Genomic DNA, 24,140 nt, shown 5'->3' on the forward strand with positions numbered 1-24,140 from the left:
TGGGAGCGAGCCTGCTCGCGAAAGCGTCAGTCCAGGCGACATCGATGGTGCATGTGCCGGCCTCTTCGCGAGCAACCCCGCTCCCACAGGGGTTTTGCGCTGTTCTTAATTGCTGGAGAGCTTGTCACCGCGGGCAAACTTCCAGGTGCGGATGATTTCCAGGCGGTCGATGTCCGACAGATCGCCGGTAAACGGAGCAAACGGCGCCGCCAGCCGGACGATACGCTGCGCCGCCTGATCCAATAGCGGCTGGCCGGACGATTCCAGCACCAGCACTTCGTACAGAGAGCCGTCACGGTTGATCGACACCATCAGCCGCAGGCTGCCGTAGATCTGCTTGCGCCGGGCCTCTTCGGGGTAATTGAGGTTGCCGACCCGCTCGACTTTCTTGCGCCAGTCATCCTTGTACCAGGCCCCCTTGTCGCGCATGGTCGAGGCGGCGCTGAGGCGGTGGATGCGCGGGCGCTTGGCGTACAACTGCTGTTCGTTGGCCAGCTCCGCTTCGAGGCTGGCGATGTCGCTGGACAGTTGGGCACTGTCGAACGTCGGCGCGTCGACCGCCGGTTTGGGCTCGGTCCGAGCTTCTTCTTTCTTGGTCGGCGCTTTTTTCGGCTTCGGCGCGACAGTGGTCACCGCCGCCGTGGGCGCCGCCTCCTGCACCTGCGGCTTGGCCGCCGGCGGTGGCGTGACTTTCTTGACCTCGTTGGCCTGGAAGGGCGCGACTTCGGTGGTCTTGGGGATCGCCTTCTTGTCGAGGGTGCCGCTGCCTTCCTGATTGTCCTGGGCGAGGAAATCAGCCTTCGCCGGCTTCTTTTCGCTCTTGAAGGTGGCGAGGGTGATTTCCAGGGTTTTGCTGATCTGCTTGGGCTCGACCATGGTGAAGCCCACGCCAAGCAGCAGCGCCAGATGGATCAGCGCTGCGAGAAACAGGGTAAAACCGAGGCGATCGGCCGGGCGCACGCCGCGATGGGCGAGTTCAGCAGGCAGATCGGACGGGAGGGTCATGACAGAAAAACCAACATCGCGTTTTTAAAGGCACGGCATCATAACGCAATGTTGGTTTTTAGCTGCAAGCGACACAGAAGCAAACGACGAGCGACGAGCTTCAAGCTTCAAGCTTCAAGCTTGCGGCTCGTAGCTTGCAGCTTCTTCTCAATGGCATCCATCAGCATGCCGCCGATGTCGGTGCCGAAGGCGTTGTCGATTTCGCGGATGCAGGTCGGGCTGGTGACGTTGATTTCGGTGAGGTGTTCACCGATCACGTCGAGACCGACGAACAGCAGGCCTTTCTCGCGCAGGGTCGGGCCGACCTGGGCGGCGATCCAGCGATCCTTGTCGGTCAGCGGCCGCGCTTCGCCACGACCACCGGCGGCGAGGTTGCCACGGGTTTCACCCTGGGCCGGAATGCGTGCCAGGCAGTAATCCACCGGCTCGCCGTCGATCATCAGGATGCGCTTGTCACCGTCCTTGATCGCCGGCAGATAGGCCTGGCCCATGATCTGCTGGGCGCCGAGGGCGGTCAGGGTCTCGAGGATCACCGACAGGTTCGGATCTCCCGCGCGGTGGCGGAAGATCGAGGTGCCGCCCATGCCGTCCAGCGGCTTGAGAATCACGTCGCCATGCTTGGCGGCGAATTCACGCAGCACATCGGCGCGGCGGCTGACCACGGTCGGTGGCGTGCACTGCGGGAACAATGTGGCGAACAGTTTCTCGTTGCAGTCGCGCAGGCTCTGCGGCTTGTTGACCACCAGCACCCCGGCGGCTTCGGCCTGTTCCAGCAGGTAGGTGGAGTAGACGAACTCCATGTCGAACGGCGGATCCTTGCGCATCAGGATCACGTCCAGGTCGCTCAGCAGGGTGTCCTGCTCGGCGTCCAGTTCGAACCATTTTTCCGGGTTGGCGAACACGCGCAGCGGCTTCATCCGCGCGCGGGCCTGGCCTTCGCCCTGGTACAGGTCGCGCTGTTCCATATAGAACAGTTCCCAGCCGCGCTTCTGCGCCGCCAGCAGCATGGCCAGCGAGCTATCCTTTTTATAGGAAATGCTGGCGATAGGGTCCATGACAATCCCGACGCGAACGCTCATTGGGTTTTCCTCGAAATTTGGCTACCGGATCGGTATGAAAAAAGTGCCGCCAGAGTGGCGCCGGGCGGGTTTGCGGTCAAGGAAAAACCCGTCGATAGATTGCATAGGGAGACTGTGCTAAAAAGGCTGCCATACCGTGCTGGCCCTTGAGCATCAAGGGTTTCCAGCCACCAGTCATCGCAAAACGGACAAATTGATTCGCAAAGGCGACGGTAGAGCCCCCTTATGGAACAGCAGTCCAGCGCCTTGAAGGTCATGGTGATCGACGACTCGAAAACGATTCGTCGCACCGCCGAAACATTGTTGAAGAATGCCGGTTGCGAAGTCATCACCGCCATCGACGGTTTCGATGCGCTGGCGAAGATCGCCGACAACCATCCCGGAATCATCTTTGTCGACATCATGATGCCGCGTCTGGATGGTTATCAGACCTGCGCTTTAATCAAGAACAACAGTGCGTTCAAGGCCACGCCAGTGATCATGCTGTCATCCCGGGACGGGCTGTTCGACAAGGCCAAGGGGCGCATCGTCGGTTCCGATCAATTTTTGACCAAGCCTTTCAGCAAGGAAGAACTGCTCGACGCGATTTGCGCCCACGTTCCGGGCTTCGCCGCTGTTTTGCCGCAGTAAGACACGTACAGAGACGCGCGGCCAGCGGGCCGGGTGTCGACAAGAAAATGGGGAAGACCATGGCACGTATCCTGATCGTCGATGATTCGCCGACCGAAATGTACAAACTGACCGGCATGCTGGAAAAGCATGGTCACGAAGTGTTGAAGGCCGAAAACGGCGCCGATGGCGTGGCCCTGGCCCGCCAGGAAAAACCCGACGCCGTGCTGATGGACATCGTCATGCCCGGCCTCAACGGCTTCCAGGCCACGCGCCAGTTGACCAAGGACCCGGACACCGGGCACATCCCGGTCATCATCATTACCACCAAGGATCAGGAAACCGACAAGGTCTGGGGCACCCGTCAGGGCGCCAAGGATTACCTGACCAAACCGGTCGACGAAGACACCCTGATCAAGACCCTGAACAACGTCCTGGCCGGTTGATCGCGCCGCCATGAGCCAATCGCTGACCGCGTTCGAGTTGTTGTGGCAGATCGACCAGCGCTGTCGCCTGCTGGCGGCGGACCTGCCGTCGCAACCGGCGCGCCAGGACCGCTGGAGCGGCATCGGTTTCCGCCTCGGCGAGCACTGGTATGTGGCGCCGATGGGCGAGGTCAGCGAAGTGCTGCCCGAACCGCGCTTCACCCAGTTGCCGGGGGTCAAGAGCTGGGTCAAGGGCGTGGCCAATCTGCGCGGGCGGCTGTTGCCGATCATGGATCTGTGCGGTTTCTTCGGCCATGACCTGTCGCCGCTGCGCAAGCAGCGCCGGGTCCTGGTGGTGGAGCATCAGGACGTGTTCGCCGGGCTGATGGTCGACGAGGTGTTCGGCCTGCAGCATTTCGAACAGGACAGCTTCGAGCCGCTGCCGATTGCCGAACGCTTCGGCGCCAAGGCTGAATTCATCACCGGGCATTTCCGCCGTGAGCAGGACTGGCGAGTGTTCAGCCTGTTTGCCCTGGCCAGATCCCCGGTGTTCATGAGCGTCGCGATATAACAGATTCAACACCGTCCCCTGTGGCAGCGAGCCTGCTCGCGAAGAGGGCGTGTCAGGCAAGATCAATATTGGCTGACCCAACGCTTTCGCGAGCAGGCTCGCTCCCACCGGGATTGCAGCAGGCCTCAAAGGTGTGGGTTAAGGCGAGGACCGATGATAAAAGCAAAAACAGGCAAGTCCGCAGAAGGCTCGCGCAGCCGCTCGCAGATCATCGTGCTGTTCATCGCACTGATCGTGTTCATCATGCTGCTGTTCGCCAACTTCGCTTACCTCAACACCCAGGCCAACTACGACAAGCAGTACATCGGCCATGCCGGTGAGCTGCGGGTGCTGTCGCAGCGGATCGCCAAGAACGCCACCGAAGCCGCCGCCGGCAAGGCTGCCGCCTTCAAGCTGCTGGGCGATGCGCGCAACGATTTCGCCCAGCGCTGGGGCTATCTGAAGAAAGGCGACCCGGCCACCGGCCTGCCGCCGGCGCCGTCCGTCGTGCGCCCGGAAATGCGCGCCGTGCAGCTGGACTGGGAGCGCCTGCTGAAAAACACCGACGCGATTCTCTCCAGCGAACAGACCGTGCTGTCGCTGCATCAGGTCGCCGCGACCCTGGCCGAAACCGTGCCGCAGCTGCAGATCGAGTACGAAAAAGTCGTTGAAATCCTGCTCCAGCGCGGTGCCCCGGCGGCGCAAGTGGCGATGGCCCAGCGTCAGTCGCTGCTCGCCGAACGCATTCTCGGTGCGGTCAACACCGTGCTGTCCGGCGATGAAAACTCGCAGCAGGCTGCCGATGCCTTTGGCCGCGACGCCACGCGTTTCGGCCAGGTGCTCAACGGCATGCTGCAAGGCAATCCGGCGCTGAAAATCAGCCAGGTCGAAGACCGTGACGCGCGGGCGCGGCTGAGCGAGATTTCCGAGCTGTTCCAGTTCGTCTCCGGCTCCGTGGATGAAATCCTCGAGACCTCGCCGGAGCTGTTCAAGGTGCGCGAGTCGGCAACCAATATCTTCAGCCTGTCGCAGACTCTGCTCGACGAAGCCTCGCACCTGGCCAGCCGCTTCGAAAACCTCGCCGGCGGGCGCAGCACCGACACCATCGGCGGCTACGTGCTGGGGCTGCTGGCGCTGGCCTCGATCATCCTGATCGGCATGGTCATGGTCCGCGAAACCAATCGCCAGTTGCGCGAGACGGCGGAAAAGAACGAGCGCAACCAGAACGCGATCATGCGCCTGCTCGACGAGATCGAAGACCTCGCCGACGGCGACCTGACCGTGACCGCCTCGGTGACCGAGGACTTCACCGGGACCATCGCCGACTCGATCAACTATTCGGTCGACCAGTTGCGCGACCTGGTGGCGACCATCAACCTCACGGCCGGGCAGGTGGCGGCCGCGGTGCAGGAAACCCAGGCCACCGCGATGCATCTGGCCCAGGCCTCGGAGCATCAGGCGCAGCAGATTTCCGAAGCCTCGACGGCGATCAGTGACATGGCCCAGTCCATCGACCAGGTGTCGGCCAACGCGGCCGAATCCTCGGCGGTGGCCGAGCGCTCGGTGGAGATTGCCAACAAGGGCAACGAGGTGGTGCACAACACCATCCACGGCATGGACAACATCCGCGAACAGATTCAGGACACCGCCAAGCGCATCAAGCGCCTCGGCGAGTCGTCCCAGGAAATCGGCGACATCGTCAGCCTGATCGACGACATTGCCGACCAGACCAACATTCTCGCCCTCAATGCGGCGATTCAGGCGTCGATGGCCGGCGACGCCGGGCGCGGGTTTGCCGTGGTCGCCGACGAAGTGCAGCGCCTGGCCGAGCGTTCGTCCGCGGCAACCCGGCAGATCGAAACCCTGGTGCGGGCGATCCAGACCGACACCAACGAAGCCGTGATTTCCATGGAACAGACCACCACCGAAGTGGTGCGCGGCGCGCGGTTGGCGCAGGATGCCGGTGTGGCCCTGGAAGAAATCGAAGGCGTGTCGAAGACGCTGGCGGCGCTGATCCAGAGCATTTCCAACGCGGCGCAACAGCAGACGTCTTCGGCCGGGCAGATTTCCCTGACGATGAACGTGATCCAGCAGATCACCTCGCAGACGTCGTCCGGTTCCACGGCCACCGCCGAAAGCATCGGCAACCTGGCGAAAATGGCCAGCCAGCTGCGCCGTTCGGTGTCCGGTTTCACCTTGCCGGCGGCGCCTGCGCCCGCGACGGACAAGGTCTGAGGCAGCGGAGTGGGTATGGCTGACCGGCACGACTATGTGGCCCTCGAATGGGTCAAGGGCGAAATTGCCGAAACGCTGAAACAGGCGCACCAGGCCATCGAAGGCGTGCTCGACGATTCGCAGGCCACGCCGGGCCTGGACGAATGCCTGGCGTACATCCATCAGGTGCATGGCAGCCTGCAGATGGTCGAGTTCTACGGCGCGGCTTTGCTCGCCGAAGAGATGGAACATCTGGTCGAGGCCTTGCAGCAGGAGCGCATCAGTCACCGTGACGAAGCCCTGCACCTGCTGTTGCAGGCACTCGGCCAATTGCCGATCTACCTCGACCGCGTGCAGGGCGCCCGGCGTGACCTGCCGCTGGTGGTGCTGCCGCTGATCAACGACCTGCGCAGTGCCCGTGGCGAAAGCCTGCTGTCGGAAACCAGCCTGTTCAGTCCGCAATTGCCGCCGTTGCCGGCGCTGAGCGCCGAAGCCCTGGCGCTGCTGGAACCGGCGGAGTTGCCCAGCGTGCTGCGCAAGTTGCGGCAGATGCTGCAGATGGCCCTGGTCGGTCTGTTGCGCGAGCAGGATGACCAGACCCACCTGGGCTATCTGGCGAAACTGTTCAGCCGTCTCGAAGCGCTGAGCGGCGAGGCGCCGTTGAGCCCGCTGTGGCAAGTCGCCTCGGCGCTGGTCGAGGGCATGCGCGAGGGGCGCATCGCCAACAGCCCGGCCCTGCGCAGCCTGTTCAAGGATGCCGACAAGGAGCTCAAGCGCCTGCTCGAGCAGGGCATGCCCGGGCTCAACCAGCCGCCCCCGCCGGAGCTGCTGAAAAGCCTGCTGTTCTATATTGCCAAAGCCGAACACCCCACCAGGCAGATGCTGACCATGAAAGATCGCTACGCCCTGGACGACGCGCTGCCCGACAGCGCGATGGTCGACGAAGAACGCGCACGCCTTGCCGGCCCCGACCGCGATGCGATGCGCTCGGTGCTCGCGGCGTTGTGCGAGGAGCTGGTGCGGGTCAAGGAACGCCTCGACCTGTTCGTGCGCAGCGACCGCCAGCACGCCTCTGACCTGGACAGTCTGCTGGCGCCGCTGCGGCAGATCGCCGACACCCTGGCGGTGCTCGGTTTCGGCCAGCCGCGCAAGGTCATCATCGATCAACTGGCGGTGGTGCTCAGCCTCGCCCAGGGCCAGCGCGAGCCCAACGACGCGATCCTGATGGATGTTGCCGGCGCCTTGCTCTACGTCGAAGCGACGCTGGCCGGGATGGTCGGCACGGTCGAGCCGGAGAGCCAGGACGACGGCCAGCTGCCGACCACCGACCTGACGCAGATTCACCAGATCGTGATCAAGGAAGCGCGGATCTGCCTGCAACAGGCCAAGGACATGATCGTCGACTACATCGACGCCGACTGGGACCGCCAGCAGCTGCAAGCCTTGCCGGCGCTGCTGACCCAGGTGCGGGGCGCGCTGGTGATGATTCCGCTGAGCCGCGCGGCGAGCCTGCTCGAAGCCTGCAACGGCTTTATCCGCGAGCACCTGCTGCTCGACCCGCAGGAGCCGGGCTGGCAGCAACTGGACCGCCTCGCTGACGCCATCAGCAGCATCGAGTATTACCTGGAACGCCTCAGCGACGATCCGCAGTCCGCCAGCGAGCAGCTGCTGGATGTCGCGCAGAACAGCCTGGCCAGCCTGGGTTATTTCCCCAGCGAACAACACGTGCCGGTGCTCGAAGATCGCCTCAGCCCCAGCGAAGCGCTGGTGATGCAGGACTTGCAGGCGCTGGATGACCCGCAGGTCGCGCAGACCCTGGCCGACGTGCTGGCCAGCCCGGTGTCGGCGGTCAACCCGCCGGCGCTGACCACGCCGGGCAGCCTGATGCCGCCGCCGGCCGATGAAGCCCCGGTGGACGATGAACTGCGCGAAGTGTTCCTCGAGGAAACCGAGGAGGTGCTCGATGTGCTTCGCGAGTACCTGCCGCGCTGGTCGGCCGCCCCGGATGACCGCGCGGCGCTGACCGAACTGCGCCGTGCCTTTCATACCCTCAAGGGCAGCGGGCGCATGGTCCGCGCACTGGTTCTCGGCGAACTGGCCTGGGCTGTGGAAAACCTGCTCAACCGTGTCCTGGAACACAGCGTCGAACCGTCGTCTGCGGTGCAGCAGTTGCTCGCCGACAGCGTGTTGTTGCTGCCCGACCTGATCGCCGAGTTCGCCATCCAGGCCCAGCGCCAGCGCCACGATGTCGATCAACTGGCGGCCCGCGCCCATGCGCTGGCCAAGGGCGACGTAGCGTTGCCCGCCGAAGATGTGGCCGATGTCGCCGCGCTCGATCCGCTGTTGCTGGAGATCTTCCGCAACGAGGCCGAGACCCACCTGGCCAGTCTCAACCGCTTTCTCGATCAGGCCGCCGAACATGTACCGTTGCAGGCCAGCGACGAGTTGCAGCGCGCCCTGCATACGCTCAAGGGCAGCGCCTCGATGGCCGGCGTGCTGCCGATTGCCGAGCTGGCCGCGCCGCTGGACAAACTGGCCCGCGAGTTCAAGGCTCATCAACTGGCGCTGGACCTCGACGAAGTGGAGCTGCTGCTGGAGGCCGAGGGCCTGTTGCGCGTCGGTCTGCGCCAGTTGCGCAACGATCCGCTGGCGCCGATCGTCGGCGCGCAGTCGCTGATCAAACGCACCGAAAGCCTGCTCGGCGAACGCCTGGAATCGATCCTCAGCACGCCGCACAGCGGCGTGCGGGTCAAGCGCGATCCGCAACTGATCAACAACTTCCTGGCCCAGGGCATGGACATCCTGCTCGACGCGGAAAACCTCCTGCAGCGCTGGCAGCAGCACCCTGGCGAACGCCAGGAACTCAGCGCACTGCTCGATGAGCTGACCACCCTCGGCGAGGGCGCGCACCTGGCCGACCTGCTGCCGGTGGACGTGCTCTGCGAAGCCCTGCTCGATCTCTACGGCGCGGTGGAAGAAAGCAGCCTGGCGGTCAGCGAGCGGTTTTTTCACGAAGCGCAGCAGGCGCACGAAGCGCTGATCAACATGCTCGACGAGCTGGCCGCCGGCCAGGAAGTCACGCCGCAACCGCAGCGCATCCGCGCCTTGCACGAACTGCTCGACGACAGCCTCGACCCGTCGGCCATGGGCCTGATCCGCAGCGACGGCAGCCGCACCCTGAGCATCCAGGAACTGGGCAGCGCCACCGCCGAACTGCACCAGCGCGACAACGAGCCGCTGGCCGCCGATGACGAAATCGTCGAGATCTTCCTCGAAGAGGCGGTAGACATCATCGACAGCGCCGGCCAGGCCTTGCAGCGCTGGCTTGGTGATCCGGACAACGCGGCGCCGCTGTCGTCGCTGCAGCGCGATCTGCACACGCTCAAGGGCGGCGCGCGGATGGCCGAGGTCGACGCGGTGGGCAACCTGGCCCAGGAACTGGAAAGTCTTTATCAAGGCCTGGTGGATCGTCGCTACAGCCACAGCGATGCGCTGGGACGGCTGTTGCTGCGCAGTCACGAACGCCTGGCGCTGTTCCTTGAGCAATTGCAGCAGCATCGGCCGCTGACCGAGGCCGAGGATCTGATCGCGGCGCTCCGCCAGTGGCGCCAGCCGCATGCCGCCGGTGCGCCAGCCTCGCCCGCAGCGCCCGCAGCGGATCACGCCGGGCAGGATCCGGAGCTGCTGGAGATCTTCCTCGAGGAAGGTTTCGACATCATCGAAAACTCCGGCGCCGCGCTGCTGCGCTGGCAGGCCGAGCCGGGCAATCGCCAGGAAGTGGAAACCCTGTTGCGCGATCTGCACACGCTCAAGGGCGGTGCGCGGATGGTCGAAATCGGCCCGATCGGCGACCTCGCCCATGAGCTGGAATACCTCTACGAGAGCCTTTCCAGCGGCGTGCTGCAAGCGAGCGCCGAGCTGTTCGCCCTGGTGCAGCGCAGCCATGATCGCCTGGCGCAGATGCTCGACGCGGTGCGCGCCGGACAGCCGTGCCCGCCAGCGGATCGGCTGATCAGCGCGATCCAGAATTTCAGTCATCCGAGCACGCCACAGACCCCGGCACTGCCGCCAGCGGTGGCCCCGCTGGCGGCGAAGACCGAGCCGCAGACGGCGCCTGCCGAGCCGGGCGCGGACATGGTCAAGGTCTCCGCCGAACTGCTCGACGAACTGGTCAACCTGGCCGGGGAAACCTCGATCTTCCGCGGGCGTATCGAACAGCAGGTCAACGATGCGCAGACCGCGCTGAATGAAATGGAAACCACCATCGAGCGGATGCGCGACCAGTTGCGTCGGCTCGACACGGAAACCCAGGGGCGGATTCTCAGCCGTCAGCAAGTGGACGCCGAGCGCCTCGGCTACGAAGAATTCGATCCGCTGGAAATGGACCGCCACTCGCAGTTGCAGCAGTTGTCGCGGGCGTTGTTCGAATCGGCATCCGACCTGCTCGATCTGAAGGAAACCCTCGACCGCCGCACCCACGACGCCGAGAACCTGTTGCAACAGCAAGGGCGGATCAACACCGAGTTGCAGGAAGGCCTGATGCGTACGCGCATGGTGCCGTTCGAGCGCATGCTGCCGCGGCTCAAGCGCATTGTCCGCCAGGTGGCCGAGGAGCTGGGCAAGGATGTCTCGTTCGTGGTCGGCAATGCCGAAGGCGAGATGGATCGCAACGTCCTCGAACGCATGGCGGCGCCGCTGGAACACATGCTGCGCAACGCCGTCGACCATGGCCTGGAATCCACCGCAGTGCGCCTGGCGGCGGGCAAGCCGGCGCAGGGGCAGATCACTCTCGACTTGTCCCGCGAGGGCGGCGACATCGTCTTCGACATTCGCGACGACGGCGCCGGCGTACCGCTCGACGCAGTGCGGCGCAAGGCGGTCAAGCGTGGCCTGCTGGCGCCGGATGCCGAGATCAGCGACCGCGAAGTGCTGCAGTTCATTCTCCAGCCGGGCTTTTCCACCGCCGAGAAAATCACCCAGATTTCCGGGCGCGGGGTCGGCATGGACGTGGTCCATGAAGAGGTGCGACAGCTCGGCGGCAGCATGAGCATCGACTCGGTGCCGGGGCAGGGCGTGCATTTCCGCATTCGCCTGCCGTTCACCGTGTCGGTCAACCGCGCCTTGATGGTGCAGTGCCTGGATGACCAGTACGCGATTCCGCTGAACACCATCGACGGCATCGTCCGGGTGCTGCCGAATGAGCTGGAAGGGCATTTCCGCCTCGTGCCACCGGTCTACGAGTACGGCGGTCAGCGTTACGAGCTGTGCTACCTGGGCGATCTGCTGAAAACTGCGCCGCGGCCGAAACTGTCCGGCCAGAGCCTGCCGGTGCCGGTGTTGCTGGTGCAATGCAACGAGCGCCACGTCGCGGTGCAGGTCGATGCCATGGCCGGCACCCGCGAAATTGTGGTCAAGAGCCTCGGTGCCCAGTTCGCGGCGGTGCAGGGCGTGTCCGGGGCGACCATTCTCGGCGATGGCCGGGTGGTGCTGATCCTCGACCTGCTGGCACCGATCCGCGCGATGCAGACACGCTTGCCACAACGTCCGGCCACGCCGGACATCGACAGCGAGCCGCAGAAACCGCTGCTGGTGCTGGTGGTCGACGACTCGGTGACCGTGCGCAAGGTCACCAGTCGCCTGCTCGAACGCCACGGCATGCACGTGCTGACCGCCAAGGATGGCGTCGATGCGATGCTGCTGCTCGAAGAACACCTGCCCGACATCATGCTGCTGGACATCGAGATGCCGCGCATGGACGGTTTCGAAGTGGCCACCCAGGTGCGCCAGGATGAACGCCTGCAGCACTTGCCGATCATCATGATTACCTCGCGCACCGGGCAGAAACACCGCGACCGTGCCATGGCCATCGGCGTCAACGACTACCTCGGCAAGCCGTATCAGGAATCGGTGCTGCTCGAAAGCATCGCGCATTGGAGCAAGAAACATGCATGAGCGCCGGCACAACGCGCGCACCAGCCAACTCACCGGCCTGCTGCTGCCGCTGGCCGACCGTAACCTGATCCTGCCCAACGTCGCCGTGGCCGAACTGATCGACTACCAGGCCAGCGCCTTCGACCTGGACACCCCGCCGTGGTACCTGGGCCGTGTGACCTGGCGCGAGCGACAGATTCCGCTGCTGAGTTTCGAGTCGGCCTGCGGGCAGAAAATCGTCATCGGCGAGCGCGCGCGGATCGTCATCCTCAACGCCCTCGGGGGCTTGCCGCAGCTGAAATTCATTGCCCTGCTGGTGCAGGGGATTCCACGTTCGTACAAACTCGACAGCCAGTTGAGTTATGTCGACGTGCCGTTGTGTGCGCTGGAACAGGCGGCGGTACAGGTTGGCGAGCAGGTGGCGAAGGTGCCGGATCTGTTGGGGTTGGAGCAGTTGTTGGTGGAGGCCGGACTTATCCACTGACCCGGAATCTTCGGTGGCCTGGCTGGCCTCTTCGCGAGCAAGCTCGCTCCCACGGGCTGGGCCACTGATCCAGAGTTTGTGCTGCCCTGACTGGCCGCTTCGCGAGCAAGCTCGCTCCCACAATGGATCCTCAGAGCCCCGGGATTTTGCGCACGACTCAGAGCCCCTGTGGGAGCGAGCCTGCTCGCGAAGGCGGCAGTGATCGTTACGCTCAGCGTAATGATTCATCACCGCGCTTGATTGATGCTCCCCGCTCACACGCCTAACTTGGCTCCACGACAGCGAACCCCGTGGAGTGAGCATGACAACAACAATTTCCCCCGACTCGCGCTGGACGCGGCGGCGTGACGAGAAGCAGCGCCGCCTCGACAAGGTGCGCGGGCTGGCCGACGGTGTGGTGTTGCCCAGCGACAGGATCGTCGCCGCGCTCGAAGCGCTGATCCATCCCGGCGACCGCGTGGTGCTGGAGGGCAACAACCAGAAGCAGGCGGACTTCCTTTCCCGTTCGCTGGCCAAGGCCGATCCGGCCAGGCTGCATGATCTGCACATGATCATGCCCAGCGTCGGCCGCTCCGAGCACCTTGACCTGTTCGAACGCGGCATCGCCCGCAAGCTCGATTTCTCCTTCGCCGGCACCCAGAGCCTGCGCATCAGCCAGTTGCTCGAAGACGGCCTGCTGGAAATCGGCGCGATTCACACCTACATCGAACTCTACGCGCGGCTGGTGGTGGACCTGATCCCCAACGTCGTGCTCTCGGCCGGGTTCATGGCCGACCGCGCCGGCAACATCTACACCGGCCCGAGTACCGAGGACACCCCGGCGCTGATCGAACCGGCCGCCTTCAGCGACGGCATCGTCATCGTCCAGGTCAACCAGTTGGTGGATGACGTCAGCGAGTTGCCGCGCGTCGACATCCCGGCCTCGTGGGTCGATTTCGTGGTGGTGGCCGACAAGCCGTTCTACATCGAGCCGCTGTTCACCCGCGATCCGCGGCACATCAAACCGGTGCACGTGCTGATGGCGATGATGGCGATCCGCGGCATCTACGAAAAACACAACGTGCAGTCGCTCAATCACGGCATCGGTTTCAACACCGCCGCCATCGAATTGATCCTGCCCACCTACGGCGAATCCCTCGGCCTCAAAGGCAAGATCTGCCGCAACTGGACGCTCAATCCGCACCCGACGCTGATCCCGGCGATCGAGAGCGGCTGGGTTGAAAGCGTGCACTGCTTCGGCACCGAACTGGGCATGGAAAACTACATCGCCGCACGCCCCGACGTGTTCTTCACCGGCCGCGACGGCTCGCTGCGTTCCAACCGGATGTTCTGCCAACTGGCCGGGCAATACGCGGTGGATCTGTTCATCGGCGCGACGTTGCAGGTCGATGGTGACGGCCATTCCTCGACGGTCACCCGTGGCCGTCTCGCCGGTTTCGGCGGTGCGCCGAACATGGGCCACGACCCGCGCGGTCGCCGCCACGGCACGCCGGCCTGGCTCGACATGCGCCATGACGATGCGCCGCAACCGATGCTCGAACGCGGCAAGAAACTCGTGGTGCAGATGGTCGAGACCTTCCAGGAGGGCGGCAAACCGACCTTCGTCGAAACCCTCGACGCGGTAGAAGTGGCGAAGAAAAGCGGCATGCCACTGGCGCCGATCATGATCTATGGCGACGACGTCACCCACCTGCTCACCGAAGAAGGCATCGCCTACCTGTACAAGGCGCGCTCGCTGGAAGAGCGTCAGGCGATGATCGCTGCGGTGGCTGGCGTCACCGCCATCGGCCTGCGCCACAACCCGAAAGACACTGCACGCATGCGCCGCGAAGGCCTGATCGCCTTGCCCGAAGACCTCGGCATCCGCCGCACCGACGCCACCCGCGAACTGCTGGCGGCGAAAAGCGTGGCCGATCTGGTCGAGTGGTCCGGCGGCCTCTACAACCCGCCCGCCAAGTTCAGGAGCTGGTAATGCACGCACTCAATCTGCAAGCGAAACCCCTGAGCCTCAGCGAACACCTGGCCGATCTGGCGGTGGATGCGCTGATCGACGAAGCCGATCTGTCGCCGAAACCGGCGCTGGTCGACCGACGTGGCAATGGCGCGCACACCGATCTGCACCTGGGCCTGATGCACGCCTCGGCGTTGTCGTTGTGGCCGGCGTTCAAGGAAATGGCCGAGGCCGCCAGCGCGATGGGCGCAGTCGGTTTACCGTTGCGCGAAGCGATTGGCCGCATCGGCCGCGAAGGCGAGCAGGCCATGCTCGCGACCACAAGCGGGGTGAATACCCATCGCGGCGCCATCTGGGCCCTGGGATTATTGGTGGCCGCCGCTGCGCTGGAAGCCAAATCCTCAAGCCCCAACGCAGTCTCTCTTCGCGCTGCACGTCTGGCCTTGCTGGATGACCGCTACGCACCAAAACCGCTGAGCCACGGCGCGCAAGTCGCGCTGCGCTACGGCGCACGCGGCGCCCGTGAAGAAGCGCAACTCGGCTTCCCGGCCGTGCTGCAGCGCGGCCTGCCGCAGCTCAAGCGCAGCCGCGCCAACGGCCACGGCGAACAGAACGCCCGGCTCGACGCGCTGCTGGCGATCATGACCGACCTGGCCGACACCTGCGTGCTCTACCGCGCCGGTGAACCGGGCCTGCGCGCCATGCAGCAGGGCGCGCAAGCGGTGCTCGACGCTGGCGGCAGTGCCAGCCTCAGCGGCCGTCGGCGCCTGCACGAACTGGATCAACAACTCATCGCATTGAATGCCTCGCCCGGTGGCGCCGCCGACTTGCTCGCCGCCACGCTGCTGCTCGATCGAATAGAGCGCGACGGCATCCTTCAGGGAGCGTTTTGATGGAAACCTTATCCTTTGAATTCGCCGCCGGACAGCCGCCACGCGGACGCGCCCTGGTCGGTTGTGTCGGCTCGGGCGATCTGGAAGTGCTGATCGAACCGGGGCTGGCCGGCAAGCTGACGATCAACGTGCAGACCTCGGTCAATGGCGCCCAGCTGCGCTGGCAGCATCTGTTTGCGCGGATGTTCGACGGCACTACGCCGCCGGCAATGGCCATCGATATCCACGATTTCGGCGCCACGCCGGGTGTGGTGCGCCTGCGTCTGGAACAGGGTTTCGAGGAGATCGGCCATGACTGACAGCGCAGCCCTTCTGCACAAACACAGCTTCGTCGAACTCGGTGCGCGGCAACGGGCGAAAGCCTTGCTCGATGCCGGGACCTTCCGCGAACTGCTCGACCCGTTTCAACGGCTCATGTCGCCGTGGCTCGAGCGCCAGGGCGTGGTGCCGCAGGCCGACGACGGCGTGGTGATCGCCAAGGGCAGCCTCGATGGTTTGCCGCTGGTGATCGCCGCTATCGAGGGTGCGTTCCAGGGCGGCAGCCTCGGTGAGGTCGGCGGGGCGAAAATTGCTGGCGCGCTAGAACTGGCCGCGCAAGACAACCGCAAAGGCATCCCGACCCGCGCCGTGTTGCTGCTGGAAACCGGTGGTGTGCGCTTGCAGGAAGCCAATCTCGGGCTGGCGGCGATTGCCGATATCCACGCAGCGATTGTCGACTTGCAGCAATACCAACCGGTGGTCGGTGTAGTGGCGGGCAGCGTCGGCTGTTTCGGCGGCATGTCGATTGCCGCCGCGCTGTGCAGCTATTTGCTGGTGACCCAGGAAGCCCGCCTGGGCCTGAACGGACCGCAGGTGATCGAGCAGGAAGCCGGGATCGAGGAATACGACTCGCGCGACCGGCCCTTCATCTGGAGCCTGACCGGTGGCGAGCAGCGTTTCGCCAGCGGCTTGGTGGATCGCTATGTCGCCGATGACGTGGCGCAGATTCGCCAGCAGGTCAGCGAACTGTTGCAGCAAGGTTTGCCGGCGCAACCGCGCAGTCAGCGCGCCGAATGGTTTCTGCAACGTCTGGCGAGCCTGGACACCGATAAGCAAATCGAGCCTGCGCTGGTTCGCAATCTGTATCAAGGAGAGCGCTCATGAGTGGTTATTCCGTGCGCGGTTTGAACTGGTTCAATGCCCTGAGCGCAGGCGCGAAAGCGGTGGAAGGTTTGCCGCCCTCGTTGAAAGTGGCCGATGGCGAGCTCGGGCGTTTTATCGCCGTGGTCGCTGACCCGGACAATCGTTTTCCACGTGCTCGCAACGGCGAAGTCGGTTTGCTCGAAGGCTGGGGGCTGGCCAAGGCTGTGGATGACGCGATCAGCGCTGATCGCGACAAAACGCAGAAGCGCCCGCTCATCGCCATCGTCGATGTACCGAGCCAGGCTTACGGTCGCCGCGAAGAAGCCCTGGGCATTCATCAGGCCCTGGCCGGTGCGGCGGACAGTTATGCCCGCGCCCGTCTGGCCGGGCATCCGCTGATTGCGCTGCTGGTGGGCAAGGCGATGTCCGGGGCGTTTCTCGCTCACGGTTATCAGGCCAATCGTCTGATTGCCCTGCGCGATCCCGGCGTGATGGTTCATGCGATGGGCAAGGCCTCGGCAGCGCGGGTGACTTTGCGCAGTGTCGAAGAACTGGAAGCGCTGGCGTCGAGCGTGCCGCCGATGGCCTATGACATCGACAGCTATGGCAGTCTCGGATTGCTTTGGGAGACCTTGTCGGTGCAGCAGATCGAGCAGCCGACGGCGGAGGATCTGGCGCGGGTCAGCGAATGCCTGAAACAGGCTATCGGCGATATCTCCAGCACTGACTTGAGCAACCGTCTCGGCGCGAAAAACCGTGAGGCGTCCAGCCGTGTGCGTGAACTGCTGAGGGCGCAGTGGTGAACATGCCACTGGCCCACGATCTGCTGTGGGGCATGACTCCGGCGCAGCTGCCGGCGGATGCGCCGCAGTGGGCGTTCGAGTCGCTGGCTGCCGGGCAGCCGGTGGTGGTGCGGCGGGCGGTGAGCGCTGAAGGTTTTGTGGCGGTGGGCGTGCGCGGCGTGTTGCGTGAGCAGCGTCTGGCGGCGTTCATGGCACTTGAAGCGATTGTGCGTCGGGTCAGCCCGGAAGCGCTTTGTCATGTCGCTTGCGAGCGTGATTTAGCGGTGATGCAGGCACTCAAACAACTGCGGCCGATGCTCGACGATTGCGGTTGGGTCTGGGGCATCAGCGGCAGTGTCGGGTTTGAGTTGGCCAGTGGTTTTACTGCGATGCACGCCGCCAGCGATCTCGATCTGATTCTGCGTACCCCGCAGCTGATTACCCGCAACCAGGCACGCAAACTGGTCGAGCTGTTTGATCAAACCGTGTGCCGAGTGGACATGCAATTGCAGACCCCGTTCGGTGCAGTCGCCTTGCGCGAATGGGCCAGTGGGTCCGCACGGGTTCTGCTGAAAAACGCCCATCAGGCTTGCCTGGTCAGCGATCCGTGGAACCCGCAGGAGCAGGCAGCGTGAGCAGTCTGTTGGTGTTCCCCGGCCAGGGTGCGCAGCAACCGGGCATGCTCCGGCGTGTGCCTGGGGAAACGCTGACCGAGGCCAGCGATGTGCTCGGCGAGGATGTCTCGCTGCTCGATTCCCCCGAAGCGTTGCGCAGCACCCGGGCGGTGCAGCTGTGCCTGCTGATCGCCGGGGTCGCTGCCTCACGCCAGTTGCTGCAGGGTGAATTAGCAGCGGATTACGTCGCCGGGCTGTCCATCGGTGCGTACCCGGCGGCGGTGGTTGCCGGGGCCTTGCGCTTCAGCGACGCATTGCACCTGGTCAGCCTGCGCGGTGAGTTGATGCAGCAGGCGTATCCACAGGGCTATGGCATGACCGCGATCATCGGCCTGCAATTGGCCACCGTCGAAACCCTGCTGGCGCAGGTGCACAGCACGGAGTCGCCGGTGTACCTGGCCAATATCAATGCCGATGACCAGGTGGTGATTGCCGGCAGCGACAAGGCCATGCAGGCGGTGGCGGAACTGGCGCGCAGCCGTGGCGCCGGGCTGGCGAAGCGCCTGGCGGTCAGTGTGCCGTCGCACTGTCCGCTGCTGGAAGCACCGGCGCAAACCCTCGCCGAAGCCTTCGCCAAGGTTGCACTGAAGACACCGAAAATCGCTTACCTGAGTGGCAGTCGCGCGCGTCCGCTGATCAAACCTGATGCGTTGCGCGACGACCTCGCTTTCAACATGTGCCGCGTGGTGGACTGGCGCGGCACCGTGCAAAGCGCTTACGAGCGCGGCGTGCGGCTACAGATCGAACTGCCGCCCGCTGCGGTGCTGACCGGGCTGGCGCGCCGGGTGTTCGAATCGGGCACCGTCACTGCCTTCGACAGTGCGCGTCTGGACACCTTGCAGGCGCTGTTGCGAGAGGAGGGTGGCCGCCGACCATAAACCGCCGCGACTCAGGCTTCGAACAACAAAAACAACATTCGACGATGCACTTTGAGGACTACAACAATGATTATTTACGGTGTGGCGCTGTTGGCGATCTGTACGCTGGCAGGGGTGATCATGGGTGACATGCTCGGCGTGTTGCTGGGCGTCAAATCCAACGTCGGCGGGGTCGGCATCGCCATGATCCTGTTGATCTGCGCGCGCTTGTGGATGCAGAAACGCGGCGGCATGACCAAGGATTGCGAAATGGGCGTCGGCTTCTGGGGCGCCATGTACATTCCGGTGGTGGTGGCGATGGCCGCGCAACAGAACGTCGTCACCGCCCTGCACGGCGGCCCGGTAGCGGTGCTGGCGGCCATCGGTTCGGTGCTGGTCTGTGGCTGCACCATTGCCCTGATCAGCCGCACCCACAAGGGCGAACCGTTGCCTGACGAACCGGTGGAAGTCACTCCGGTCGGCACCCCGGTAGGAGGTCGCTGACATGTGGGCTCTCATTGAAAACGGTCTGGAACACAACGGCCTGATCACCGCGTTCGCCTTCGTCGGCGTGATCATGTGGGTATCGGTGATTCTCTCCAAACGCCTGACCTTCGGGCGCATTCACGGCTCGGCGATTGCCATCGTCATCGGTCTGGTGCTGGCCTGGGTCGGCGGCACCATGACCGGCGGCCAGAAAGGCCTGGCCGACCTGACGCTGTTCTCCGGCATCGGCCTGATGGGCGGGGCGATGCTGCGTGATTTCGCGATTGTCGCCACCGCATTCGAAGTGCAGGCGACCGAGGCGAAGAAGGCTGGGCTGATCGGCGTGATTGCATTGCTGCTGGGCACGATCCTGCCGTTCATTGTCGGTGCCAGCATGGCCTGGGCCTTCGGTTACCGCGACGCGGTGAGCATGACTACCATCGGCGCCGGGGCGGTGACCTACATCGTCGGTCCGGTGACCGGCGCGGCGATTGGCGCGACCTCGGATGTGATGGCGCTGTCGATTGCCACCGGGTTGATCAAGGCGATTCTGGTGATGGTCGGCACGCCAGTCGCGGCGCGCTGGATGGGCCTGGATAATCCGCGTTCGGCGATGGTGTTCGGTGGTCTGGCCGGGACGGTGAGCGGGGTGACGGCGGGGCTGGCGGCGACGGATCGGCGCCTGGTGCCTTATGGCGCGTTGACGGCGACGTTCCACACTGGGCTTGGCTGTCTGCTGGGGCCTTCGCTGTTGTTCTTCATCGTTCGCGGGATTGTGGGCTGACTTTCGGATTCTGTGTTGTCGGGTCTAACGCCATCGCTGGCAAGCCAGCTCCCACAGGTTTTGTGTTGTAAGAAGATTTCCGAATCAGCACAAAACCCTGTGGGAGCTGGCTTGCCAGCGATGCAGGCGGCTCGGTTTCAGGCCTGGCGATTGGCATACATCCGACACTCCGCCAACAACGCCAGCAGATTCGGATCGCGCTCCTTGGCCTTCAAAAACACCACGCCAATGTGCTGCTGCAAGCGGTACTTCTCCTGCAGCGCAATCAGCTTCACGCGGTTCTCGTATACCGCCGCAATCCGCCCCGGCAGCAACGCATAACCGACCCCGGAGCTGACCATGCTCAGCAGGGTGAAGATGTCGTTGACCTGCATCGCCACCTTCGGCTCGAACCCCGCCTGCCTGAACACCCGAATGCCGTCCTGATGGGTGGCGAAGCCCTGGGTCAGGGTGATGAAGGTCTCGTCGCGCACTTCCGCCAGATCGACTTCGCTGCGTTGGGCGAAGCGCGAGTCCGCCGGCGTGGCGAGGAAAATATCGTCGGAGAACAGCGGGATCTGCTCGCAGTCCGGGTCGTTGACGCTGTCGTCCAGCGACACCAGGATCGCGTCGACTTCCATGTTTTTCAGCTTGTAGAGCAGGTCGATGTTGGAGCCGAGGATCAGGTCGATATTCAGTTCGCTGCGGCGAAGCTTCAGGCCCATGATCAGTTGCGGTACGGTTTTCACCGTCAGCGAATACAGCGAGCCGAGTTTGAAGCGTTCAGCGGAGAAACCGGCGGCTTCGCGGGTCAGGCGTACGCTTTCGACCACGTCCTGAATCAGCTTCTGCGCCCGCTCTTCGAGCACGTAGGCGCTTTCCAGCGGTGTCAGGTTGCGCCCTTCATGCTTGAACAGCGGGCAGCGCAGGGCGCTTTCCAGCGAATGGATCGCCCGGTGCACGCTGACGTTGCTGGTCTGCAACTCGGCGGCGGCACGCGCCAGATTGCCGGTGCGCATGAACGCGAGGAACACCTCGAGTTTTTTCAGGGTCAATTCTTCGTCGATCAGCATGGCGCGGACTCTTTTTCGAATGCGTCGATTGTGCCTTGAAGATCAAAAGATCGCAGCCTTCGGCAGCTCCTGCCTTTGGAATGCGACTTTCCTGTAGGCGCTGCCGCAGGCTGCGATCTTTTGGTCCTGGCTTTGAACAGAAACATTGCGCTTTTACGCTCGAGGCCCGAGCCTTGCGCGTTGCGGTAACGAATCTTGAGGTGAGCGACACATGTATCACGGGGAAAAACTCAACGCCTGGACGCATCTGGTCGGGGCCGTGGCAGCATTTATCGGCGGCGTGTGGATGCTGGTGATTGCCAGCCTCGACGGCAGTCCATGGAAGATTGTCAGCGTAGCGATCTACGCCTTCACCTTGCTGGTGCTCTACAGCGCGTCGACCGTGTACCACAGCGTGCGCGGGCGCAAGAAAGCGATCATGAAGAAGGTCGATCACTTTTCGATCTACCTGCTGATCGCCGGCAGTTACACGCCGTTCTGCCTGGTGACCTTGCGCGGGCCATGGGGCTGGACGTTGTTCGGGATTGTCTGGGGGCTGGCGCTGATCGGCATCCTGCAAGAGATCAAGCCGCGCTCGGAGGCGCGAATCCTGTCGATCGTGATCTACGCGGTGATGGGCTGGATCGTGCTGGTGGCGGTCAAGCCGTTGATTGCGGCGCTGGGCACGACAGGCTTTGCCTGGCTGGCGTCGGGCGGGGTGCTGTATACCGTGGGGATCATCTTCTTTGCCCTCGACCACCGGTTACGGCATGCACACGGGATCTGGCATCTGTTCGTGATCGCCGGCAGCCTGCTGCACTTTGTCGCGATCCTGTTTTATGTCCTGTAGACCGAGGCGCGGCCCATCGCTGGCAAGCCAGCTCCCACAGGTCTTTCTGTCGAACACATCAGCGTGCGCCAACCTCATTCCCGTGGGAGCTGGCTTGCCAGCGAAGAGGCCCTAGAAGTCACCCCACAACTGCTGGGCCACCGCCAGCGCCACCACCGGCGCCGTCTCGGTGCGCAACACCCGCGGCCCAAGGCGTGCGGCATGGAAGCCGTTACCCTTGGCCTGCTCGACCTCGGCATCCGACAAACCACCCTCCGGGCCGATCAGGAATGCCAGCGTCGCCGGTTTGGCATGGCTTACCAACGGTTCCGCCACCGGGTGCAACACCAGCTTCAGTTCGGCTTCGGTCTGCTTGATCCAGTCCGCCAACAATACCGGCGGGTGAATCACCGGTACCCGTGAACGACCGCACTGCTCGCAGGCGCTGATCGCTACCTGGCGCCAGTGCAGCAGGCGTTTGTCGGCGCGTTCGTCCTTGAGGCGCACTTCGCAGCGCTCGCTGAAGATCGGGGTGATTTCGCTCACGCCCAGCTCAGTGGCTTTCTGAATCGCCCAGTCCATCCGCTCGCCCCGGGACAGGCCCTGGCCGAGGTGGATCTGCAGCGGCGACTCGATCTGCCCGGCGAGCTGCTCGTCGATCTGCACCACCACGCGTTTCTTGCCGACTTCCACCAGCGATCCGCGAAACTCATGGCCGGAACCGTCGAACAACTGCACTGCATCGCCCTCGGCCATGCGCAGCACGCGGCTGATGTAATGCGCCTGGGCTTCCGGCAGTTCGTGTTCGCCGGTGCTCAGGGGGGCGTCGATAAAGAAGCGGGACAGTCTCATGCGGGGTCTCTGTAAAATTTGTAGAAGTCTGGCGGCCCCATCGCTGGCAAGCCAGCTCCCACAGGGTTTTGCGCAGGACCTGTGGGAGCTGGCTTGCCAGCGATGGCGGTAGTCCGGTCACCGCTGAAGCTTAAGTGAGATAGATCAGCCCGGATCGCGGAAACCGGGGTGGAAATCCTTCGGCACCGCCACGCTGACGCTGTCGCGGGTGGCGATGTCGATGCCTTCGCTGGCGACTTCGGCGAGGAAGTCGATCTGCTCCGGGGTGATTACATACGGCGGCAGGAAATACACCACGCTGCCCAGCGGCCGCAGCAGCGCGCCACGCTCCAGGGCATGCTGGAACACCTTCAGGCCACGGCGTTCCTGCCAAGGGTAGGCCTCTTTGCTGGCTTTATCCTTGACCATCTCGATGGCCAGGACCATGCCGGTCTGGCGCACTTCGGACACATTCGGGTGATCGACCAGATGCGCGGTCGCCGAAGCCATGCGCCGGGCCAGCGCCTGGTTGTTCTCGATGACGTTGTCCTGCTCGAAGATATCCAGCGTCGCCAGCGCCGCCGCACACGCCAGCGGGTTGCCGGTGTAGCTGTGCGAGTGGAGGAAGGCGCGCAGGGTTGGATAGTCGTCGTAGAAGGCGCTGTAGACCTCATCGGTGGTCAGGCACGCTGCCAGTGGCAGGTAGCCGCCGGTCAGGGCCTTGGACAGGCAGAGGAAATCCGGGCGGATGCCGGCCTGCTCGCAGGCGAACATGGTCCCGGTGCGGCCGAAGCCGACGGCGATTTCATCGTGGATCAGGTGCACGCCGTAGCGGTCGCAGGCCTCGCGCAGCAGCTTGAGGTACACCGGGTGATACATGCGCATGCCGCCGGCACCCTGGATCAACGGCTCGACGATGACTGCCGCCACGCTGTCATGATGTTCTGCCAGTGTCTGTTCCATGGCCGCGAACATGTTGCGTGAATGCGCTTCCCAGCTCATGCCTGCGGGGCGCAGGTAGCAATCCGGGCTCGGCACCTTGATGGTGTCCATCAGCAGCGCTTTGTAGGTTTCGGTGAACAGCGGCACGTCGCCGACCGCCATCGCCGCCATGGTTTCGCCGTGGTAGCTGTTGGTCAGGGTGACGAAGCGCTTCTTGTTTGGCTGACCACGGTTGAGCCAGTAGTGAAAGCTCATTTTCAGCGCGACTTCGATGCAGGAGGAACCGTTATCGGCATAGAACACCCGGTTCAGGCCCTCGGGCGTCATCTGCACCAGACGCTCGGACAGCTCGATCACCGGCTGATGGCTGAAGCCGGCGAGAATCACGTGTTCGAGTTGATCGACCTGATCCTTGATGCGCTGGTTGATGCGCGGGTTGGCGTGGCCGAACACGTTGACCCACCAGGAGCTGACCGCGTCGAGGTAGCGCTTGCCTTCGAAGTCTTCCAGCCAGACGCCTTCACCGCGTTTGATCGGGATCAGCGGCAGCTGTTCGTGGTCTTTCATCTGGGTGCAGGGATGCCACAGCACCGCGAGGTCGCGTTGCATCCACTGGTTATTCAGGCCCATTTACAGTCTCCTCGAGGCGGCTCGCGTCGGG

21 protein-coding genes are annotated in these 24,140 nt (G+C 64.0%); 16 read left to right on the forward strand and 5 right to left on the reverse strand.

From position 1 onward, the window contains the following. Positions 1 to 105 precede the first annotated feature (105 nt). Entirely contained in the window at positions 106 to 1,005 is a 900-nt protein-coding gene (locus tag QRN70_RS17385; RefSeq protein ID WP_285419176.1) for an energy transducer TonB, read from the reverse strand. Positions 1,006 to 1,112: 107 nt separating this feature from the next. Next, a complete protein-coding gene (gene gshB, locus QRN70_RS17390) occupies positions 1,113 to 2,084 on the reverse strand; it encodes a glutathione synthase (RefSeq protein ID WP_285419177.1) in 972 nt (323 codons plus the stop codon). Positions 2,085 to 2,309: 225 nt separating this feature from the next. On the opposite strand from gshB, the gene pilG reads away from it, so the two are divergent. From pilG to madM, 15 genes are all read left to right on the forward strand, one after another. Next, complete coding sequence (pilG, locus tag QRN70_RS17395; protein WP_285419178.1) at positions 2,310 to 2,714, forward strand: twitching motility response regulator PilG; 405 nt, start codon at positions 2,310 to 2,312, stop codon at positions 2,712 to 2,714. A 59-nt stretch (positions 2,715 to 2,773) separates the two neighbouring features. After that, positions 2,774 to 3,139, forward strand: a complete 366-nt coding sequence (pilH, locus tag QRN70_RS17400; protein ID WP_109635579.1) for a twitching motility response regulator PilH — start codon at positions 2,774 to 2,776, stop codon at positions 3,137 to 3,139. 10 nt (positions 3,140 to 3,149) lie between these two features. Further along, positions 3,150 to 3,689 (forward strand): chemotaxis protein CheW, encoded by a 540-nt coding sequence (locus QRN70_RS17405; RefSeq protein WP_285419179.1) that lies wholly within the window; start codon positions 3,150 to 3,152, stop codon positions 3,687 to 3,689. Between the two features lie 153 nt (positions 3,690 to 3,842). Continuing rightward, entirely contained in the window at positions 3,843 to 5,903 is a 2,061-nt protein-coding gene (locus QRN70_RS17410) for a methyl-accepting chemotaxis protein (protein WP_285419180.1), read from the forward strand. Positions 5,904 to 5,918: 15 nt separating this feature from the next. Then, positions 5,919 to 11,834, forward strand: a complete 5,916-nt coding sequence (locus QRN70_RS17415; protein WP_285419181.1) for a hybrid sensor histidine kinase/response regulator — start codon at positions 5,919 to 5,921, stop codon at positions 11,832 to 11,834. Beyond that, positions 11,827 to 12,297 (forward strand): chemotaxis protein CheW, encoded by a 471-nt coding sequence (locus QRN70_RS17420; RefSeq protein WP_285419182.1) that lies wholly within the window; start codon positions 11,827 to 11,829, stop codon positions 12,295 to 12,297. Before QRN70_RS17415 ends, QRN70_RS17420 begins: the two co-directional genes overlap by 8 nt. Positions 12,298 to 12,598: 301 nt before the next feature. After that, positions 12,599 to 14,269, forward strand: a complete 1,671-nt coding sequence (gene mdcA, locus QRN70_RS17425; protein WP_285419183.1) for a malonate decarboxylase subunit alpha — start codon at positions 12,599 to 12,601, stop codon at positions 14,267 to 14,269. Then, positions 14,269 to 15,141, forward strand: a complete 873-nt coding sequence (locus QRN70_RS17430) for a triphosphoribosyl-dephospho-CoA synthase (RefSeq protein ID WP_285419184.1) — start codon at positions 14,269 to 14,271, stop codon at positions 15,139 to 15,141. The genes mdcA and QRN70_RS17430 overlap by 1 nt, the downstream gene beginning before the upstream one ends. Further along, positions 15,141 to 15,440 carry a malonate decarboxylase subunit delta gene (locus tag QRN70_RS17435; RefSeq protein WP_285419185.1) on the forward strand — a complete coding sequence of 100 codons (300 nt, stop codon included), beginning with the start codon at positions 15,141 to 15,143 and terminating at the stop codon, positions 15,438 to 15,440. Before QRN70_RS17430 ends, QRN70_RS17435 begins: the two co-directional genes overlap by 1 nt. Next, complete coding sequence (locus QRN70_RS17440; RefSeq protein WP_285419186.1) at positions 15,433 to 16,284, forward strand: biotin-independent malonate decarboxylase subunit beta; 852 nt, start codon at positions 15,433 to 15,435, stop codon at positions 16,282 to 16,284. The genes QRN70_RS17435 and QRN70_RS17440 overlap by 8 nt, the downstream gene beginning before the upstream one ends. Continuing rightward, positions 16,281 to 17,066: a biotin-independent malonate decarboxylase subunit gamma gene (mdcE, locus tag QRN70_RS17445; protein WP_285419187.1), complete on the forward strand. Its 786-nt coding sequence runs from the start codon at positions 16,281 to 16,283 to the stop codon at positions 17,064 to 17,066. The genes QRN70_RS17440 and mdcE overlap by 4 nt, the downstream gene beginning before the upstream one ends. Then, positions 17,060 to 17,680, forward strand: coding sequence for a malonate decarboxylase holo-ACP synthase (locus QRN70_RS17450; protein WP_285419188.1), 621 nt, complete (start codon positions 17,060 to 17,062; stop codon positions 17,678 to 17,680). The genes mdcE and QRN70_RS17450 overlap by 7 nt, the downstream gene beginning before the upstream one ends. Then, on the forward strand, positions 17,677 to 18,597 hold the full coding sequence (gene mdcH / locus QRN70_RS17455) for a malonate decarboxylase subunit epsilon (protein WP_285419189.1): 921 nt from the start codon (positions 17,677 to 17,679) through the stop codon (positions 18,595 to 18,597). The genes QRN70_RS17450 and mdcH overlap by 4 nt, the downstream gene beginning before the upstream one ends. 66 nt (positions 18,598 to 18,663) lie before the next feature. Further along, complete coding sequence (gene madL / locus QRN70_RS17460; protein WP_027610595.1) at positions 18,664 to 19,080, forward strand: malonate transporter subunit MadL; 417 nt, start codon at positions 18,664 to 18,666, stop codon at positions 19,078 to 19,080. Between the two features lies 1 nt (position 19,081). Continuing rightward, a complete protein-coding gene (gene madM / locus QRN70_RS17465; RefSeq protein ID WP_202369061.1) occupies positions 19,082 to 19,846 on the forward strand; it encodes a malonate transporter subunit MadM in 765 nt (254 codons plus the stop codon). A gap of 137 nt (positions 19,847 to 19,983) precedes the next feature. Here the strand turns inward: madM and QRN70_RS17470 are convergent, their stop codons facing one another. Beyond that, positions 19,984 to 20,898 (reverse strand): LysR family transcriptional regulator, encoded by a 915-nt coding sequence (locus tag QRN70_RS17470; protein ID WP_285419190.1) that lies wholly within the window; start codon positions 20,896 to 20,898, stop codon positions 19,984 to 19,986. Positions 20,899 to 21,109: 211 nt separating this feature from the next. Here QRN70_RS17470 and trhA point away from each other — a divergent pair, with 211 nt between their 5' ends. Further along, positions 21,110 to 21,727: a PAQR family membrane homeostasis protein TrhA gene (trhA, locus tag QRN70_RS17475; RefSeq protein ID WP_047596560.1), complete on the forward strand. Its 618-nt coding sequence runs from the start codon at positions 21,110 to 21,112 to the stop codon at positions 21,725 to 21,727. Between the two features lie 111 nt (positions 21,728 to 21,838). On the opposite strand, the gene QRN70_RS17480 is transcribed toward trhA, so the two are convergent. Beyond that, entirely contained in the window at positions 21,839 to 22,558 is a 720-nt protein-coding gene (locus QRN70_RS17480) for a 16S rRNA (uracil(1498)-N(3))-methyltransferase (protein ID WP_285419191.1), read from the reverse strand. Between the two features lie 144 nt (positions 22,559 to 22,702). After that, positions 22,703 to 24,109, reverse strand: coding sequence for an adenosylmethionine--8-amino-7-oxononanoate transaminase (locus QRN70_RS17485; protein WP_285419192.1), 1,407 nt, complete (start codon positions 24,107 to 24,109; stop codon positions 22,703 to 22,705). Positions 24,110 to 24,140: the final 31 nt, after the last annotated feature.

The organism is Pseudomonas sp. efr-133-TYG-5 (genome assembly GCF_030209175.1).
Classification (GTDB): Bacteria; Pseudomonadota; Gammaproteobacteria; order Pseudomonadales; family Pseudomonadaceae; genus Aquipseudomonas.

Excerpts from the sequence above, each read along its gene's own strand:
- QRN70_RS17385 (WP_285419176.1), bottom strand. The coding sequence starts at position 1,005 with ATGACCCTCCCGTCCGATCTGCCTGCTGAACTCGCCCATCGCGGCGTG.
- gshB (WP_285419177.1), bottom strand. The coding sequence starts at position 2,084 with ATGAGCGTTCGCGTCGGGATTGTCATGGACCCTATCGCCAGCATTTCC.
- pilG (WP_285419178.1), top strand. The coding sequence starts at position 2,310 with ATGGAACAGCAGTCCAGCGCCTTGAAGGTCATGGTGATCGACGACTCG.
- pilH (WP_109635579.1), top strand. The coding sequence starts at position 2,774 with ATGGCACGTATCCTGATCGTCGATGATTCGCCGACCGAAATGTACAAA.
- QRN70_RS17405 (WP_285419179.1), top strand. The coding sequence starts at position 3,150 with ATGAGCCAATCGCTGACCGCGTTCGAGTTGTTGTGGCAGATCGACCAG.
- QRN70_RS17410 (WP_285419180.1), top strand. The coding sequence starts at position 3,843 with ATGATAAAAGCAAAAACAGGCAAGTCCGCAGAAGGCTCGCGCAGCCGC.
- QRN70_RS17415 (WP_285419181.1), top strand. The coding sequence starts at position 5,919 with ATGGCTGACCGGCACGACTATGTGGCCCTCGAATGGGTCAAGGGCGAA.
- QRN70_RS17420 (WP_285419182.1), top strand. The coding sequence starts at position 11,827 with ATGCATGAGCGCCGGCACAACGCGCGCACCAGCCAACTCACCGGCCTG.
- mdcA (WP_285419183.1), top strand. The coding sequence starts at position 12,599 with ATGACAACAACAATTTCCCCCGACTCGCGCTGGACGCGGCGGCGTGAC.
- QRN70_RS17430 (WP_285419184.1), top strand. The coding sequence starts at position 14,269 with ATGCACGCACTCAATCTGCAAGCGAAACCCCTGAGCCTCAGCGAACAC.
- QRN70_RS17435 (WP_285419185.1), top strand. The coding sequence starts at position 15,141 with ATGGAAACCTTATCCTTTGAATTCGCCGCCGGACAGCCGCCACGCGGA.
- QRN70_RS17440 (WP_285419186.1), top strand. The coding sequence starts at position 15,433 with ATGACTGACAGCGCAGCCCTTCTGCACAAACACAGCTTCGTCGAACTC.
- mdcE (WP_285419187.1), top strand. The coding sequence starts at position 16,281 with ATGAGTGGTTATTCCGTGCGCGGTTTGAACTGGTTCAATGCCCTGAGC.
- madL (WP_027610595.1), top strand. The coding sequence starts at position 18,664 with ATGATTATTTACGGTGTGGCGCTGTTGGCGATCTGTACGCTGGCAGGG.
- madM (WP_202369061.1), top strand. The coding sequence starts at position 19,082 with ATGTGGGCTCTCATTGAAAACGGTCTGGAACACAACGGCCTGATCACC.
- QRN70_RS17470 (WP_285419190.1), bottom strand. The coding sequence starts at position 20,898 with ATGCTGATCGACGAAGAATTGACCCTGAAAAAACTCGAGGTGTTCCTC.
- trhA (WP_047596560.1), top strand. The coding sequence starts at position 21,110 with ATGTATCACGGGGAAAAACTCAACGCCTGGACGCATCTGGTCGGGGCC.
- QRN70_RS17480 (WP_285419191.1), bottom strand. The coding sequence starts at position 22,558 with ATGAGACTGTCCCGCTTCTTTATCGACGCCCCCCTGAGCACCGGCGAA.
- QRN70_RS17485 (WP_285419192.1), bottom strand. The coding sequence starts at position 24,109 with ATGGGCCTGAATAACCAGTGGATGCAACGCGACCTCGCGGTGCTGTGG.